16 protein-coding genes and 1 riboswitch are annotated in these 15,572 nt (G+C 55.9%); of the genes, 8 read left to right on the forward strand and 8 right to left on the reverse strand.

All coding sequences use genetic code 11. The features are described 5' to 3' along the window. The 5 genes from thiS to KCR01S_RS19495 form a co-directional block, all read right to left on the reverse strand. Window positions 1–201: a sulfur carrier protein ThiS gene (gene thiS, locus KCR01S_RS19475; RefSeq protein ID WP_061284705.1), complete on the reverse strand. Its 201-nt coding sequence runs from the start codon at window positions 199–201 to the stop codon at window positions 1–3. Further along, entirely contained in the window at window positions 182–940 is a 759-nt protein-coding gene (locus tag KCR01S_RS19480; protein WP_061284706.1) for a HesA/MoeB/ThiF family protein, read from the reverse strand. Before KCR01S_RS19480 ends, thiS begins: the two co-directional genes overlap by 20 nt. After that, window positions 933–1,568, reverse strand: a complete 636-nt coding sequence (gene thiE / locus KCR01S_RS19485) for a thiamine phosphate synthase (protein ID WP_061284707.1) — start codon at window positions 1,566–1,568, stop codon at window positions 933–935. The genes KCR01S_RS19480 and thiE overlap by 8 nt, the downstream gene beginning before the upstream one ends. Further along, window positions 1,568–3,466 (reverse strand): phosphomethylpyrimidine synthase ThiC, encoded by a 1,899-nt coding sequence (gene thiC, locus KCR01S_RS19490; RefSeq protein ID WP_061284708.1) that lies wholly within the window; start codon window positions 3,464–3,466, stop codon window positions 1,568–1,570. The genes thiE and thiC overlap by 1 nt, the downstream gene beginning before the upstream one ends. 183 nt (window positions 3,467–3,649) lie before the next feature. Next, window positions 3,650–3,759: riboswitch (TPP riboswitch) on the reverse strand. Between the two features lie 50 nt (window positions 3,760–3,809). After that, the gene (locus KCR01S_RS19495; protein ID WP_061284709.1) at window positions 3,810–4,295 is read right to left on the reverse strand and encodes an Rsd/AlgQ family anti-sigma factor; all 486 of its coding nucleotides are present in this window, start codon (window positions 4,293–4,295) and stop codon (window positions 3,810–3,812) included. 98 nt (window positions 4,296–4,393) lie between these two features. Between KCR01S_RS19495 and nudC the strand changes: the two genes are divergently transcribed. From nudC to KCR01S_RS19525, 6 genes are all read left to right on the forward strand, one after another. Next, the gene (nudC, locus tag KCR01S_RS19500; RefSeq protein WP_061284710.1) at window positions 4,394–5,167 is read left to right on the forward strand and encodes an NAD(+) diphosphatase; all 774 of its coding nucleotides are present in this window, start codon (window positions 4,394–4,396) and stop codon (window positions 5,165–5,167) included. Between the two features lie 160 nt (window positions 5,168–5,327). Next, a complete protein-coding gene (gene hemE / locus KCR01S_RS19505) occupies window positions 5,328–6,392 on the forward strand; it encodes a uroporphyrinogen decarboxylase (RefSeq protein ID WP_061284711.1) in 1,065 nt (354 codons plus the stop codon). A 9-nt stretch (window positions 6,393–6,401) separates the two neighbouring features. After that, window positions 6,402–7,082 carry a deoxyribonuclease V gene (gene nfi, locus KCR01S_RS19510; RefSeq protein ID WP_061284712.1) on the forward strand — a complete coding sequence of 227 codons (681 nt, stop codon included), beginning with the start codon at window positions 6,402–6,404 and terminating at the stop codon, window positions 7,080–7,082. A gap of 33 nt (window positions 7,083–7,115) precedes the next feature. Beyond that, entirely contained in the window at window positions 7,116–7,706 is a 591-nt protein-coding gene (locus KCR01S_RS19515) for a YjaG family protein (RefSeq protein WP_061284713.1), read from the forward strand. Window positions 7,707–7,892: 186 nt separating this feature from the next. Further along, a complete protein-coding gene (hupA, locus tag KCR01S_RS19520) occupies window positions 7,893–8,165 on the forward strand; it encodes a nucleoid-associated protein HU-alpha (protein ID WP_061284714.1) in 273 nt (90 codons plus the stop codon). A 12-nt stretch (window positions 8,166–8,177) separates the two neighbouring features. Next, the gene (locus tag KCR01S_RS19525; RefSeq protein WP_061284715.1) at window positions 8,178–8,870 is read left to right on the forward strand and encodes a DUF1481 domain-containing protein; all 693 of its coding nucleotides are present in this window, start codon (window positions 8,178–8,180) and stop codon (window positions 8,868–8,870) included. Window positions 8,871–8,873: 3 nt separating this feature from the next. Here the strand turns inward: KCR01S_RS19525 and KCR01S_RS19530 are convergent, their stop codons facing one another. After that, window positions 8,874–9,314, reverse strand: a complete 441-nt coding sequence (locus KCR01S_RS19530; RefSeq protein WP_061284716.1) for a periplasmic heavy metal sensor — start codon at window positions 9,312–9,314, stop codon at window positions 8,874–8,876. A gap of 248 nt (window positions 9,315–9,562) precedes the next feature. Between KCR01S_RS19530 and zraS the strand changes: the two genes are divergently transcribed. Together zraS and zraR are read left to right on the forward strand one after the other, a co-directional pair. Beyond that, window positions 9,563–10,942 (forward strand): two-component system sensor histidine kinase ZraS, encoded by a 1,380-nt coding sequence (zraS, locus tag KCR01S_RS19535; RefSeq protein WP_061284717.1) that lies wholly within the window; start codon window positions 9,563–9,565, stop codon window positions 10,940–10,942. Further along, window positions 10,939–12,267, forward strand: coding sequence for a sigma-54-dependent response regulator transcription factor ZraR (zraR, locus tag KCR01S_RS19540; protein ID WP_061284718.1), 1,329 nt, complete (start codon window positions 10,939–10,941; stop codon window positions 12,265–12,267). The genes zraS and zraR overlap by 4 nt, the downstream gene beginning before the upstream one ends. On the opposite strand, the gene purD is transcribed toward zraR, so the two are convergent. Next, window positions 12,264–13,553 (reverse strand): phosphoribosylamine--glycine ligase, encoded by a 1,290-nt coding sequence (purD, locus tag KCR01S_RS19545; protein ID WP_061284719.1) that lies wholly within the window; start codon window positions 13,551–13,553, stop codon window positions 12,264–12,266. The genes zraR and purD overlap by 4 nt on opposite strands. A gap of 15 nt (window positions 13,554–13,568) precedes the next feature. Beyond that, entirely contained in the window at window positions 13,569–15,158 is a 1,590-nt protein-coding gene (gene purH / locus KCR01S_RS19550) for a bifunctional phosphoribosylaminoimidazolecarboxamide formyltransferase/IMP cyclohydrolase (protein ID WP_061284720.1), read from the reverse strand. Window positions 15,159–15,572 lie beyond the last annotated feature (414 nt).

The following is a 15,572-nucleotide window of genomic DNA, read 5'->3' on the forward strand; positions in this document are numbered from 1 at the left end:
TCAACCCCCTGCGATAACCTGAAAAAGCAGGATCTGGTCGCCTTCCTGCACGATGTGCTGTTCCCACTGCTCGCGCGGCAGGATCCGTTGATTCAGCGCCAGCGCGGTGCCCGGCTTCAGTTGATGAAGCTGGGCCAGCAGCGCGTTGACGGTTTGCCCTTCGGCACATTCGACGGGCTCGTCATTGAACTGAATCTGCATGACGCCCTCCGCATACCGGGCAGCCGATTGCACGCCGCAGCGCCAGGCTGCGCCACTGGCTGGTTTTGCCGTCAAACAGGCGCAATTCCCCGCTGGGCGTCTCCATACCGCTGAGTAGCTTGAGGGCTTCCAGCGCCTGTAACGTACCCATGATGCCGACAACCGGGCCGATAATGCCTGCCGTTCGACAGTTGCGTTCTGGCTCGATATCGTCTGGCCACAGGCAGCGATAACAGCCCTGTTGCCACGGCGGCGCAATCACCATCAACTGACCGCCAAAACCGACCGCGCTGGCGGTGATTAGCGGTTTACTCAGCGCCACGCAGGCGGCGTTAATTTGCTGGCGAGTCGCCATGTTGTCGGTGCAATCCAGCACGACGTCAGCCTGTTCTACCGCATGGCGAAGTGCGTCGCCGGTTAAACGTTGCTGAAGCACCACCAGTTCGATATCGGGGTTGAATCGCGACAGCCTTTGCTGGGCAACCTGCGCTTTCGAACGCGCCACGTCATCGTTGGTAAACAGGATTTGCCGCTGCAGGTTGCTTAAATGCACATCGTCATCATCGGCCAGTACCAGCGTGCCGACTCCTGCACCGGCAAGATACAGCGCGGCCGGCGAGCCTAAACCACCTAAACCCACGATGAGCACACGGCTGCCGAGCAGCTTTTGCTGGCCTTCTATCGCAATGTCACCCAGTAATATTTGGCGGCTGTAGCGCATAAAATCGCGGTCATTCATCGCCCACTCCCGCTAATGCAAGCAGTTGCGCGGTAGCGCTACGCCAGTCCGCTGCTTGGGTGATCGCGCTGACGACGGCAATGCTGCCGACGCCGGTTGCCAGAACGGCGGGGGCGCGTTCGAGGCTGATCCCACCGATGGCGACGGTGGGATAATCCGCCAGTCTTTCGATGTGGCTCGCCAACTGCGCCAGACCCTGCGGTGCGGACGGCATCTGCTTGGTTTGCGTCGGGAAGACATGGCCCAATGCGATATAAGACGGACGGGCGGCCAGCGCCACGTCAATCTCCATATCATCGTGGGTTGAGACCCCAAGGCGTAACCCCGCCGCCTGAATCGCTTTCAGGTCAGTTGTTTCGAGGTCTTCCTGGCCCAGATGAACGCCGTAAGCGCCGTGCTTTATCGCCAGTCGCCAGTAATCGTTGATGAACAAGCGGGCGTCGTAACGACGCCCCAGTTCAATGGCGGCAACAACGTCTGCTTCGACTTCGGCATCGCGCTTGTCTTTGATGCGCAGCTGGAGCGTGCGCACGCCGGCATCCAACAGGCGTGCAATCCACTCCACGCTATCGACGACCGGATAAAGCCCGAGGCGAAACGGCACGGTAGGGAAATCAGGCTGGTACATTACGCCTCCTCTTTTTTGAGGTAGATTTCGCCACCTTTGGCACGGAAGTTCTCCGACATGTCCGCCATTCCGACTTCAATGGTTTGCGCGGCGGCGTAGTCACGCACTTCCTGGCTGATTTTCATTGAGCAGAATTTTGGCCCACACATCGAGCAGAAATGCGCTACTTTGCCGGATTCCTGCGGCAGCGTTTCGTCGTGGTAAGCGCGAGCGGTGAAGGGATCGAGCGCCAGGTTGAACTGATCTTCCCAGCGGAATTCGAAGCGCGCTTTCGACATCGCGTTATCGCGGATCTGCGCGCCCGGATGGCCTTTGGCTAAATCGGCGGCGTGGGCGGCGATCTTGTAGGTGATCAGCCCTTGCTTCACATCCTCTTTATTCGGCAGGCCAAGGTGCTCTTTCGGTGTGACGTAGCACAGCATGGCGCAGCCGAACCAGCCAATCATCGCCGCGCCGATCCCGGAGGTGAAGTGGTCGTAACCCGGTGCGATATCGGTGGTTAACGGGCCGAGGGTATAGAACGGGGCTTCATGGCAGTGTTCCAGCTCTTCGGTCATGTTGCGCTGGATCATCTGCATTGGCACGTGCCCCGGGCCTTCAATCATCACCTGCACATCATACTCCCAGGCGATTTTGGTCAGCTCACCCAGCGTATGCAGCTCTGAGAATTGCGCTTCGTCGTTGGCATCCTGAATGGAGCCTGGACGCAGGCCATCGCCCAGCGACAGCGAAACGTCGTAGGCGGCGCAGATTTCGCAGATTTCACGGAAATGTTCAAACAGGAAGTTCTCTTTGTGATGAGAGAGGCACCACTTCGCCATGATGGATCCACCGCGCGAGACAATGCCTGTCAGACGTTTGGCGGTCATCGGTACGTAGCGCAACAGCACGCCGGCATGAATGGTGAAGTAGTCTACGCCCTGTTCGGCTTGCTCCAGCAGGGTATCGCGGAAGGCTTCCCAGGTAAGATCTTCAGCGATCCCATTCACCTTTTCCAGCGCCTGATAGATCGGAACCGTACCGATCGGTACCGGGCTGTTACGCAGGATCCATTCGCGGGTTTCGTGAATATAGCGCCCGGTTGACAAGTCCATCACCGTGTCGGCGCCCCAGCGGGTAGACCACACCAATTTTTCGACCTCTTCCTCAATAGAGGAGGTCACCGCAGAGTTACCAATGTTGGCGTTCACCTTCACCAGGAAGTTGCGGCCAATAATCATCGGCTCGGATTCCGGGTGGTTGATGTTAGCGGGAATAATTGCGCGCCCAGCGGCGACTTCATCGCGAACAAACTCTCCGGTGATGTTTTCCGGCAGGCGCGCGCCAAAGCTCATTCCCGGATGCTGGTGGCGTAAAACCTCGCTGCGAATACGTTCGCGACCCATGTTTTCACGTACGGCGATGAATTCCATCTCCGGGGTGACGATCCCCTGACGGGCGTAATGTAACTGGGTGACGCGACGGCCCGCTTTGGCGCGTTTTGGCGTCAACAAACCGCTAAAACGCAGCTCATCCAGGCCATCATCGGCCAGGCGCTCTCGGGTATAGGCCGAGCTGCGGTGGTCTAATTCTTCGCTATCATTACGTGCCGCAATCCACGGCTGGCGTAGCTTTGCCAGGCCCTGTTGGACGTTAATCGTTATGTCTGGGTCACCATATGGGCCAGAGGTATCGTAGACCGGAACGGCTTCGTTTTCTTCAAACTGCGGATTGTCTTTTGAACCGCCAATCAGCGTTGGGCTGAGCTGGATTTCGCGCATGGGAATACGGATATCTGGCTGCGAGCCTTCAATGTAAATGCGTTTGGAGTTCGGGAAAGCGGTGCCTTCCAGCGTATCGATAAAGTGTTGGGCCTGGGCGCGCTGTTCGCGACGGGATGGTTTAGTTGTGGCAGACATAGCTCATTCCAAAAAAGTCAGGATATGGCTTGTCAGACGACGGATGAAGCAAGAGATGATTACACTTCATCATTCAGGCTGCCTCTGCGTCGGCTGCCTTCGTTCACCCTAGTCTCTTACTCTAGTAAGCTCCTGAGGATCCTCTCAGTTGCCGCCTTGATGCAACTTGAATGATTTTGTGTAATCGGCACGACTCTTGTTCCCTTCGCAGGTCTTAACCTGATCAGGTTCCGCGGATCCCGAATTAACGGTCTCAGCCCGTGCTTGCGCACTGGGCACTCCGACAAGAAGTAACCTCAGATGAGAGGTAATGAATGTAAATTACTCGTTAATGCAGCAAATCTCAAGCCGGGCGTTTCAATTCACTCTGAGCAAGCGTATCAAAAGCCAGCATGATCAATTGGTCCTCCAGCCGGAAACGGGCCTCCAGCGCCTCGCCAATGTCAGACAGCGCCTGCTGAAACTCGTAGCAGTTGTCCTGATCGATGGCGTTTTCGAGGGTCGAGTCGTAGAAATCCATAATCAGCTGCGTGTTAGCATCCAGCTGCGGCCAAATTTTCGTGGCGTTTAAAAGCGGACTGTCGCCTTCCATTTTATGGATAATACGTTCATAAATACTGAAATGACCGGCAGAAAGGTAGTCGACCAAACGCTGACAAAAATCGTCGAGCGCTTTTTCGTTAAGACGCATGAAGGATTCTTTGCCAGGCTTAAGGCCAACAAGATTGTAGTAAGCCACGAGCAGATGCTTACGAATATTCAGCCAGCGGTCGACCAGTCTATGGTGTCCTTTTACACGCTCTGTCAGGCTCTCTAACTGGTTTAACATAGGTTGACCCCCGCATCGTTAAGATTAATATCTGCTCACGTCAAAATGTAATAATAATGTTAATAACATGCCTGTGAAGCAAAGGTAGCGCAAGAGATATGGATCGTATAATTGAAAAATTGGATCGCGGCTGGTGGATCGTCAGCCATGAACAAAAATTATGGTTGCCTGGTGGTGAATTACCACATGGCGAAGCGGTAAATTTCGATCTTGTGGGTCAGCGCGCGCTGCAAATCGGCGAATGGGAAGGATCGCCGGTATGGCTGGTTCAGCAATCGCGTCGCCACGATATGGGATCCGTAAGGCAAGTCCTCGATCAGGATGTCGGCCTGTTTCAGCTCGCGGGGCGCGGGGTACAGCTGGCGGAATTTTACCGTTCGCACAAATTCTGCGGCTATTGCGGCCATACCATGCACCCCAGCAAAACCGAATGGGCGATGCTTTGCAGCCACTGCCGTGAACGTTATTACCCACAGATTGCTCCCTGCATTATCGTCGCCATTCGCCGCAATGATTCCATTCTCCTGGCCCAGCACGTCCGTCACCGTAACGGTGTGCATACCGTACTGGCCGGCTTCGTAGAAGTTGGCGAAACGCTGGAACAGGCGGTGGCGCGTGAGGTGATGGAAGAGAGCGGTATTAAAGTGAAAAATCTGCGCTATGTGACCTCTCAACCCTGGCCGTTCCCGCAATCACTGATGACCGCCTATATGGCGGACTACGACAGTGGTGAGATTGTTATCGACCCGAAAGAGCTGCTGGAGGCCAACTGGTATCGCTACGACGATTTACCGCTGCTTCCACCGCCAGGCACCGTGGCGCGTCGGCTGATTGAAGATACCGTGGCAATGTGTCGGGCTGAATACGAGTGACATGACACCTCATCATTCAAATTGGCTCTTTGTTGGCTGCATTCATTCACCCCAGTCACTTACTTCAGTAAGCTCCTGGGGATTCATTCATTTGCCGCCTTGATCCACTTTGAATGGTTTTGTGTATACACTGGGCGCATCAACGCTAAAGGAATGTAAAATGACCGAACTCAAGAACGATCGTTATCTGCGTGCGCTGCTGCGCCAGCCCGTTGATGTGACTCCGGTATGGATGATGCGCCAGGCAGGCCGCTATTTACCGGAGTACAAAGCCACCCGCGCGCAGGCCGGCGATTTTATGTCGCTGTGTAAAAACGCCGAGCTGGCTTGTGAAGTGACGCTGCAGCCGCTGCGCCGCTATCCGCTTGATGCGGCGATCCTCTTCTCGGATATTCTCACCATCCCGGACGCGATGGGGCTGGGTCTCTATTTCGAAACCGGTGAAGGTCCGCGCTTTACCTCGCCAATCACCAGCAAAGCTGACGTAGACAAGCTGCCGATTCCGGATCCGGAAGGCGAGTTGGGCTACGTCATGAACGCCGTGCGCACCATTCGCCGCGAATTGAAAGGCGAAGTGCCGCTGATTGGTTTCTCCGGTAGTCCGTGGACGCTGGCGACCTACATGGTGGAAGGTGGCAGCAGCAAAGCCTTTACCGTGATTAAAAAAATGATGTATGCCGATCCGAAAACGCTGCATCTGCTGCTGGATAAGCTGGCGAAAAGCGTCACCTTGTACCTAAACGCCCAGATTAAAGCGGGCGCGCAGTCGGTGATGATTTTTGATACCTGGGGCGGTGTGCTGACGGGGCGCGATTATCAGCAGTTCTCGTTGTACTACATGCATAAAATCGTCGACGGTCTGCTGCGTGAAAATGACGGCCGCCGCGTTCCGGTCACGCTGTTTACCAAAGGCGGCGGGCAGTGGCTGGAAGCGATGGCTGAAACCGGCTGCGACGCGCTGGGGCTCGACTGGACTACCGATATTGCCGATGCGCGACGCCGCGTGGGCCATAAGGTTGCGCTGCAGGGCAACATGGATCCGTCCATGCTCTACGCGCCAGGACGGCGCATTGAAGAAGAGGTGGCGACGATCCTCGCCGGCTTCGGCGAAGGCGAAGGCCATGTCTTTAACCTTGGTCACGGCATCCATCAGGACGTGCCGCCGGAGCATGCGGGCGTCTTTGTGGAAGCGGTTCACCGTCTGTCGGCACCGTACCACCGTTAAGAAATGGGCATGGATCTCGCGTCGCTGCGCGTGCAGCAGCTTGAGCTGGCGAAATCGGTGTGCCGTGAGGATCGTGGATTAAGCGATCTTCCGCGGCTTATCGGCGGCGCCGACGTGGGATTCGAGCAGGGTGGTGAGGTCACGCGCGCAGCGATGGTGCTGCTGAAGTACCCCTCGCTGGAGCTGGTCGAATATCAGGTAGCGCGCATTGCCACCACCATGCCGTACATTCCCGGATTTCTCTCGTTTCGCGAGACGCCTGCGCTGATGGCTGCATGGCAGTTGCTCTCACAAAAGCCTGACCTGCTATTCGTTGACGGCCACGGTATTTCTCACCCGCGCCGCCTTGGCGTGGCCAGCCATTTTGGCCTGCTGGTGGATGTTCCGACTCTTGGTGTGGCGAAAAAGCGTCTGTGCGGCCAATTTGAGCCGCTGGCGGCTGAACCCGGGGCGCTGGTGCCGCTGCTGGATAAAGGCGAACAGTTGGCCTGGGTTTGGCGCAGTAAAGCGCGCTGTAATCCGTTATTTATCTCAACGGGGCATTGCGTCAGCGTCGACAGCGCGCTGATCTGGGTGCAGCGTTGCATGAAGGGCTATCGCCTGCCGGAGCCCACGCGTTGGGCTGACGCGGTGGCATCGGAACGCCCGGCATTTACGCGCCTTGCAGCAAAAGTGCCCCATATCAGGTAAACTGCGGTTAATTTCCGTATTTGAGAACTCATCATGTTACAAAATCCGATTCACCTGCGTCTGGAGAAGCTGGAAAGCTGGCAGCACGTCACTTTTATGGCCTGCCTGTGCGAACGTATGTATCCGAACTACGCCATGTTCTGTAAGCAAACCGAATTTGGTGACGGCCAGCTTTATCGCCGCATTCTCGATCTGGTGTGGGAATCGCTGACGGTGAAGGATGCGAAAATCAACTTCGACAGCCAGCTGGAAAAATTTGAAGAAGCAATCCCCGTTGCTGATGATTACGATCTGTACGGCGTCTATCCGGCCATCGATGCCTGCGTTGCGCTGAGTGAATTAATCCACTCCCGTTTAAGCGGTGAAACGCTCGAACACGCTGTTGAAGTCAGCAAGTGCTCAATTACGACGGTTGCGATGCTGGAAATGACCCAGGCTGGTCGTGAAATGACCGATGAAGAGCTGAAATTGAACCCCGCCGTTGAGCAAGAATGGGACATTCAGTGGGAGATTTTCCGCCTTTTAGCCGAATGCGAAGAACGCGATATTGAACTGATTAAAGGGCTGCGCGCAGACCTCCGCGAAGCCGGTGAAAGCAATATTGGTATAAATTTTCAGCAATGAGGCAATAAAACGTGATTTACCGCCTGAATTGTCACGCCTGAAGGCTTCACATCTGCCCCCCGTCTGGTCTACATTTGGAGGGCGAAAAAAAGTGGCTATCGGTGCGTGTATGCAGGAGAGTGCTTTTCTGGCATTTTCGTCGCACTCGATGCTTAGCAAGCGATAAACACATTGTAAGGATAACTTATGAACAAGACTCAACTGATTGATGTAATTGCGGACAAGGCTGAACTGTCTAAAACCCAGGCTAAAGCTGCTCTGGAATCCACCCTGGCTGCTATTACTGAGTCTCTGAAAGAAGGTGATGCTGTGCAACTGGTTGGTTTCGGTACCTTCAAAGTGAACCACCGCGCTGAGCGTACTGGCCGCAACCCGCAGACCGGTAACGAAATCAAAATCGCCGCAGCTAACGTGCCGGCATTTGTTTCTGGCAAAGCACTGAAAGACGCTGTTAAGTAAGATTGCGTGGCAGTGAACAGTTTTAAAGAAGGGGCGGTTTCGCCCCTTTCGTCTATCTGGTGTCGTTTATCGGTGCTGGCCGGCGCATTGTTGCTCACGGCCTGTAGCCATAACAGCGCATTACCTCCTTTTACCGCCAGCGGCTACGCTGACACGCAGGGGGCCGTACGCATTTGGCGTAAAGACAGCGGCGGCGAAACACACCTTCTGGCTACGCTAAGCCCATGGCACAGCGGCAGTACCTCAACCAGCGAATATCGTTGGCAGGATGATAAGCTGCAGCTGATTGAACTGAATATCTACGGTAAACCCACCGAACATATCCGCGCCCGTTTTGACAGTAGCGGCGAGCTAAGCTTTATGCAGCGCGAGATCGATGGGCAAAAACAGCAACTCTCGAACGATCAGGTTGCGCTCTACCGCTACCGTGCCGAGCAGATCCGCCAGACCAGCGATGCGCTACGGCAAGGGAAAGTGGTGCTGCGTCAGGGGCGCTGGCACGCAGACCAGACGGTAACGACCTGCGAAGGCGAGACAGTAAAGCCTGACTTTGACTCCCGCGCCCTGGGGCATATTGCCAGCCGCCAGAGTCGCTCCTCCGCGGAGGTCAGCATTGCCTGGCTGGAAGCGCCTGAAGGATCCCAGCTTTTGCTGGTGGCAAACCAGGACTACTGTACCTGGCAGCCAACCGAAAAGAACTTCTAAGGTTTACCCGCGGTGCATGCCGCCCATATGACCGCCGCTGTGTCTACCTCCATCACAGCCATAGCCCATCCCACCGTGACGTGGAATGCCAGCCTGGGCCATTTCGACATCAAACTTCACTCGCTGTTTTTCAAGCTGCTGGCTCAATGCCTCTTTCTCGGCAGCGACGGCCTCAATTTTTGCGCTATCAAGTTTATCCGCAGTGAGCAGCGCATTGTATTCGTAGCGTTTTGACGTGAGCTGCTGGCGTAGCGCTTGGGTTTGCGCGTAGTAGTCATTACGCAGCTTCTGCGCCGTGGCCTGTTGCGCCTCGGTGAGCTGGCTGTAACCGCCGTTATCCGCGTTATTATTCCAGTGATGTGGGCCGGCTAGCACCGCACCGCTGGTGAAGGTCAGTGTGGCAACGGTTAACAGGGCGAGGGTCAGTTTATTGTTCCGTTTCATGGTTGATTCTCCTGTAGTGTGTTCTCCTTAGCTATTGCATCTTCTGTGCCAGCTTCTCATGTCGCGATAAGCGCGGAGTGGCGTGCGGCGGATTGCTCAGAGCGAGTAAAATTGACCCGCTGCGAGTATCCAGCTGAGTCATTTTTACCCGGCTATTCAGGGGATTTGTGCAAACCGGCCGGATTACGAGGCATGAAGAGTGGCATGATTTCTGCTCAAGGATCGCAAAGGGAAAAAAAGGAAGTGCCATGAACCTCTTACGATTACAGAAGGACTCGTTAACAACCGGCATAAGCTGGCTATTAACCGGCGTGGTTTTACTGCTGATGTGTTTGTTCTCTGGGCTCATCGTTCGCGACCATCTGCGGGAAAACGCGTCGGCGCAGCAAACCATTCAGGAGAAAGGCAGTGTGCTTATCCGTGCGCTGGAATCCGGGGCGCGAGTTGGAATGGGTATGCGGATGCACCATGCTCAGCTTCAGACCATGCTGGAAGAGATGGCGTGGCAGCCCGGTGTCTTGTGGTTTGCGGTGACCGATGAGCAGGGGAAAATTATCGCCCACAGTGATGCCCAGCAGGTGGGACAGCCGCTCTACGACGCCCGGACGATGCAGAAACTTGCCCCAGGCGATACCGAGCGTTGGCGGCGATTGACGTCACCGGAACCGGCGCTGGAAATCTATCGCCAGTTTCGCCCGCTTAATGCGGCAGGTTCACACCATATGCGGATGATGATGCGTCGCAATGTGGTCGAAACGCCGCAGGTGATTTTTATCGCCTTCGATGCCCGTGAATTGGAAGCCGAACAGGCGCGCGGGCTACGCAATATGATCGTCATGCTGTGTGCTGCCGCCGTAGTGATGGTGGCAACCGTCCTCGCGCAGTTCTGGTTCAGCCGCTATCAGCGTTCACGCAAACTGTTGCAGGAAGCCACGCATCGTAAAGAGAAGCTGGTCGCGCTGGGCCACCTTGCCGCCGGGGTGGCCCATGAAATTCGCAATCCGCTGTCGTCGATCAAAGGATTGGCGAAGTACTTCGCTGAACGCACGCCGCCGGGGGGGGAAGCCTATGAGCTGGCGCAGGTGATGGCGAAAGAGGCCGACCGACTGAATCGGGTGGTGAGCGAGTTGCTGGAGCTGGTGCGTCCGACGCATTTAAAATGGCAGCCGGTGGATCTTAACGAGGTGATAAGCCATTCACTGCAGTTGGTAAGCCAGGATGCATTGAGCCGCCATATTACGCTGCAGTTTAGCGCGCATCCGGTGGGATGCCACATTCAGGCCGATCCGGATCGCCTCAATCAGGTGCTGTTGAATCTCTATCTTAACGCGATCCAGGCGATGGATCATGAGGGTGCCATTACGGTGTCGGTGGCGGAGTGTGGTGATGGACGCGTCAAGCTTAGTGTGGCGGACAGCGGCAAAGGGATGACCGCAGAGCAGCGGCAGGCCATCTTCACCCCGTACTTCACCACCAAGGCCGAGGGGACTGGGCTAGGATTAGCGGTCGTACAGAATATCGTTGAGCAGCACGGCGGAACAATTCACGTTGAGAGCACGCCCGGCAAGGGATCGGTATTTACCCTTTACCTGCCGGTTAATGGGCAACAAAAGGATGAGCAAGGATGAATCGGCAACAGGTCAATATTCTGGTGGTAGATGATGATATTAGCCATTGCACCATTTTGCAGGCGCTACTGCGCGGCTGGGGATACCAGGTTGCGCTGGCCAATAACGGTTTACAGGCGCTAGCTCTGGTACGCGAGCAGGTATTTGATTTGGTGCTCTGTGATATCCGCATGGCACAGATGGACGGTATTGAAACGTTAAAAGAGGTGAAAGCCTATAACCCATCGATACCGGTGCTTATTATGACGGCCTACTCCAGCGTTGATACGGCGGTGGAGGCGTTAAAATCCGGTGCGCTGGATTATCTGATCAAGCCGCTGGACTTTGACCGTCTACAGCAAACGCTGGCTCAGGCTTTAGCCCATACGCGCCAGCCTGAGCGATCTTCGGCATCGGGCCCTGCGCTGCAGTTTGGCATGGTCGGTGATAGCCCGGCGATGCAGACGCTGTTGAACAACATTGCGCTGGTGGCGCCCTCCGATGCCACCGTATTGATTCAGGGCGAATCCGGCACCGGTAAAGAACTGGTGGCGCGTGCGCTGCATGGCTGCAGCTCGCGTCGGGATAAGGCGCTGGTCACGCTCAACTGCGCTGCGCTGAATGAGTCGTTGCTAGAGTCGGAGATGTTTGGCCATGAAAAAGGTGCGTTTACCGGTGCAGATAAGCGGCGGGAAGGGCGATTTGTTGAGGCCGACGGCGGCACGTTGTTTCTCGATGAAATTGGCGACATTTCACCGCTGATGCAGGTGCGTCTGCTGCGAGCCATCCAGGAACGAGAAGTACAGCGAGTCGGCAGCAACCAGACGATTTCGGTTGATGTACGCCTGATTGCCGCGACGCATCGTGATTTAGCCGAAGAGGTAAGTGCCGGTCGTTTCCGTCAGGATCTTTACTACCGTCTGAATGTGGTGACTATCGATATGCCGCCGCTGCGCCAGCGCCATGAGGATATCCCGCAGTTGGCGCACTATTTCCTGCAACGCTATGCCGAACGTAACCGTAAAACGGTGCAGGGCTTTACGCCTCAGGCGATGGACCTGCTGATTCATTACGCCTGGCCTGGCAATATTCGCGAACTGGAAAACGCCGTGGAGCGAGCGGTGGTACTGCTGACGGGAGAGTATATTACAGAGCGCGAGCTACCGCTGGCGATGCGTGGTACGGTCGTCCCGGCGGCATCGTCCGATGAGGGAATTCAGCCGCTGGTGGAAGTGGAGAAAGAAGTGATTCAGGCGGCGCTTGAAAAAACGGGCGGCAACAAAACAGAAGCCGCCCGTCAGTTGGGCATTACGCGCAAAACGCTGTTGGCTAAGCTCAGCCGTTAGTTTTGCTCACGCTCGATGGCGCGCCAGCCGATGTCGTTACGGCTGAAGCTACCGTCCCAGTGGATATCAGTCATCAGGGCATAAGCGCGTTGCTGCGCTTCGGCAACGGTATGGCCCAGCGCGGTCGCGCACAGCACGCGTCCACCGTTGGTCAGAACCCGGTCGTCTTCCGCCAGCTTTGTCCCGGCGTGGAAGACTTTACCGTCGGCAACTTCTTCCAGCGGCAGGCCGTGGATCACATCACCGGTACGGTAGTCAGACGGGTAACCACCTGCCGCGATAACCACGCCCAGCGAGGCGCGTTCGTCCCACTCGGAGGTTTTCTCATCCAGCTTACCGGCACAGGCCGCGAGGCACAGATCTATCAGATCCGATTTCATGCGCAGCATGATCGGCTGTGTTTCCGGATCGCCGAAGCGGCAGTTGAACTCGATAACCTTCGGGTTCCCCTGTTTGTCGATCATCAGGCCGGCGTATAAGAAACCGGTGTAAGTGTTGCCTTCCGCCGCCATGCCTTTTACGGTTGGCCAGATGATACGTTCCATGGTGCGCTGGTGGACTTCATCGGTAACGACCGGAGCAGGGGAGTATGCGCCCATGCCACCGGTGTTCGGGCCGGTGTCGCCATTGCCTACGCGCTTATGATCCTGGCTGGTTGCCATCGGTAGAACGTGCTCGCCGTCGACCATGACGATAAAGCTCGCCTCTTCACCATCAAGGAACTCTTCGATAACGATACGGTGACCCGCATCGCCAAAGGCGTTGCCGGCCAACATGTCGTGCACGGCGGCTTCTGCTTCTTCCAGCGTCATCGCCACGATAACGCCTTTACCGGCTGCCAGGCCGTCCGCCTTAATGACGATCGGCGCGCCTTTTTCACGCAGATACGCCAGCGCAGGCTCGATTTCGGTGAAGTTCTGGTACTCCGCCGTCGGGATCTGGTGGCGGGCGAGGAAATCTTTGGTGAAGGCTTTGGAGCCTTCCAGCTGCGCAGCACCTTCAGTTGGCCCGAAGATAGTCATGCCGGCGGCGCGGAAGGCATCAACCACGCCAATCACCAGCGGCGCTTCCGGGCCGACGATAGTCAGGTCAATCTTCTCTTTCTGCGCAAAACTCAGCAGCGCCGGAATGTCGGTCACGCCAATCGCCACGTTTTGCAGGGTTGGCTCCAGCGCGGTACCTGCGTTGCCCGGTGCGACAAAAACGGTATCAACCTGCGGCGACTGCGAGGCTTTCCAGGCTAACGCGTGTTCGCGGCCGCCGTTACCAATCACTAATACTTTCATCGTCTGCTCCGTGAATTAATGGCGGAAGTGGCGCATGTCGGTGAAGATCATGGCGATGCCGTGTTCATCGGCGGCGGCAATCACTTCTTCGTCGCGAATAGAACCGCCAGGCTGGATAACGCAGCTCACGCCTACGGCGGCGGCGGCATCAATACCATCGCGGAACGGGAAGAAAGCATCGGAAGCCATGGCAGAGCCTTTCACTTCCAGGCCTTCGTCGGCCGCTTTAATGCCGGCAATTTTCGCCGAGTACACGCGGCTCATCTGGCCTGCACCTATACCGATGGTCATGTTCTCTTTGGCATAGACAATGGCGTTGGACTTAACGAACTTCGCGACTTTCCAGCAGAACAGCGCATCGCGCAGCTCCTGCTCGCTCGGCTGGCGCTTGGTCACGACGCGCAGCTCGCCTTCTGTCACCATGCCCAGATCGCGATCCTGAACCAGCAAACCACCGTTTACACGTTTGAAGTCCAGCCCCGGCACGCGCTGCGCCCACTGACCGCAGGTCAGGACACGGACGTTCTGCTTAGCCGCAGTAATCTTCAGCGCGTCTTCGGTGGCGGACGGTGCGATGATCACTTCGACAAACTGACGAGAGATGATGGCCTGTGCCGTTTCAGCGTCGAGCTCACGGTTGAAAGCAATAATGCCGCCGAATGCGGAGGTTGGGTCGGTTTTGTATGCGCGGTCGTAGGCATCAAGCAGAGACGTGCTAACCGCAACGCCGCATGGGTTAGCGTGCTTCACGATAACGCAGGCTGGTTCCTGGAACTCTTTTACGCATTCCAGCGCCGCATCGGTATCTGCGATGTTGTTGTAAGAGAGTGCTTTGCCCTGAACCTGGGTTGCGGTAGCCACGGAAGCTTCTTTGACATTCTCTTCTATATAGAAGGCGGCCTGCTGGTGGCTGTTTTCGCCGTAGCGCATGTCCTGCTTCTTAATAAAGTTCAGGTTCAGCGTACGAGGGAAGCGGCCAGCGGCTTCTTTGCTGTCACCGTGGTAGGCCGGAACCATGCTGCCGAAGTAGTTGGCAATCATGCTGTCGTAAGCGGCGGTATGTTCGAAAGCTTTAATTGCGAGATCGAAACGGGTATCGAGGGTCAGAGAACCTTCGTTAGCATCCATCTCTTCAATAATGGCGGTGTAGTCACTGCTCTTCACCACGATGGCCACGTCTTTGTGGTTCTTGGCGGCAGAGCGAACCATGGTTGGGCCGCCGATATCAATGTTCTCTACCGCATCTTCCAGCGAGCAACCTTCACGGGCGACGGTCTCAGCGAACGGGTACAGGTTTACGACGACCATATCGATAGGCTCGATGTGGTGCTGTTGCATAATCGCGTCGTCCTGACCGCGACGGCCAAGAATGCCACCGTGAACTTTTGGATGCAGGGTTTTCACTCGTCCATCCATCATTTCCGGGAAACCGGTGTAATCGGAAACTTCGGTCACCGGCAGACCTTTTTCTGCCAGCAGGCGGGCGGTGCCACCTGTTGATAGCAGTACCACACCACGTGCGGAAAGTGCCTGGGCGAATTCGACGATACCGGCCTTGTCAGAAACACTGAGCAGAGCGCGGCGGACTGGACGACGTTGTTGCATGGTAAATCCCCTGGATTTGACTATTACAGAGAGCGTTAGGTGAATTCTTGCGGAAAAACTCAGCTAACGCCCCTTACGGGGCATCCTTGTTTTGCGGTGGCATTGTAACGAAAACGTTTGCGCAACGCTCGCAAATTTTTAGCATTCCACTGAAGCGGTTATTTTGCCCCTCTATATAAGGCCCAGGATAAAGAGAGGAAGGGGCTCAATCATTAAATTTGTGGATAACTCTGTGTGTAAATAGGTATAAGGCGGGGTTCTGCTGGGGATTGCAGCAGTCAGTCATTTTTCTGCAATTTAAGGGTTGCAGACGCTCGGGAACTCCCTATAATGCGCCTCCATCGACACGGCGGATGTGAATCACTTCACACTAACTAGCCGGTTCGATTGAAGAGAAAAACCTGAAAATGAGGG

Source organism: Kluyvera cryocrescens NBRC 102467 (genome assembly GCF_001571285.1).
Lineage (GTDB): Bacteria > Pseudomonadota > Gammaproteobacteria > Enterobacterales > Enterobacteriaceae > Kluyvera > Kluyvera cryocrescens.

Bases quoted from the DNA above. Each gene is read 5' to 3' on its own strand.
- KCR01S_RS19480 (WP_061284706.1), bottom strand. From the start codon at position 940: ATGAATGACCGCGATTTTATGCGCTACAGCCGCCAAATATTACTGGGT.
- KCR01S_RS19495 (WP_061284709.1), bottom strand. From the start codon at position 4,295: ATGTTAAACCAGTTAGAGAGCCTGACAGAGCGTGTAAAAGGACACCAT.
- zraS (WP_061284717.1), top strand. From the start codon at position 9,563: ATGAACCTCTTACGATTACAGAAGGACTCGTTAACAACCGGCATAAGC.
- nfi (WP_061284712.1), top strand. From the start codon at position 6,402: ATGGATCTCGCGTCGCTGCGCGTGCAGCAGCTTGAGCTGGCGAAATCG.
- thiE (WP_061284707.1), bottom strand. From the start codon at position 1,568: ATGTACCAGCCTGATTTCCCTACCGTGCCGTTTCGCCTCGGGCTTTAT.
- nudC (WP_061284710.1), top strand. From the start codon at position 4,394: ATGGATCGTATAATTGAAAAATTGGATCGCGGCTGGTGGATCGTCAGC.
- thiC (WP_061284708.1), bottom strand. From the start codon at position 3,466: ATGTCTGCCACAACTAAACCATCCCGTCGCGAACAGCGCGCCCAGGCC.
- thiS (WP_061284705.1), bottom strand. From the start codon at position 201: ATGCAGATTCAGTTCAATGACGAGCCCGTCGAATGTGCCGAAGGGCAA.
- KCR01S_RS19515 (WP_061284713.1), top strand. From the start codon at position 7,116: ATGTTACAAAATCCGATTCACCTGCGTCTGGAGAAGCTGGAAAGCTGG.
- purH (WP_061284720.1), bottom strand. From the start codon at position 15,158: ATGCAACAACGTCGTCCAGTCCGCCGCGCTCTGCTCAGTGTTTCTGAC.
- hemE (WP_061284711.1), top strand. From the start codon at position 5,328: ATGACCGAACTCAAGAACGATCGTTATCTGCGTGCGCTGCTGCGCCAG.
- hupA (WP_061284714.1), top strand. From the start codon at position 7,893: ATGAACAAGACTCAACTGATTGATGTAATTGCGGACAAGGCTGAACTG.
- purD (WP_061284719.1), bottom strand. From the start codon at position 13,553: ATGAAAGTATTAGTGATTGGTAACGGCGGCCGCGAACACGCGTTAGCC.
- KCR01S_RS19530 (WP_061284716.1), bottom strand. From the start codon at position 9,314: ATGAAACGGAACAATAAACTGACCCTCGCCCTGTTAACCGTTGCCACA.
- zraR (WP_061284718.1), top strand. From the start codon at position 10,939: ATGAATCGGCAACAGGTCAATATTCTGGTGGTAGATGATGATATTAGC.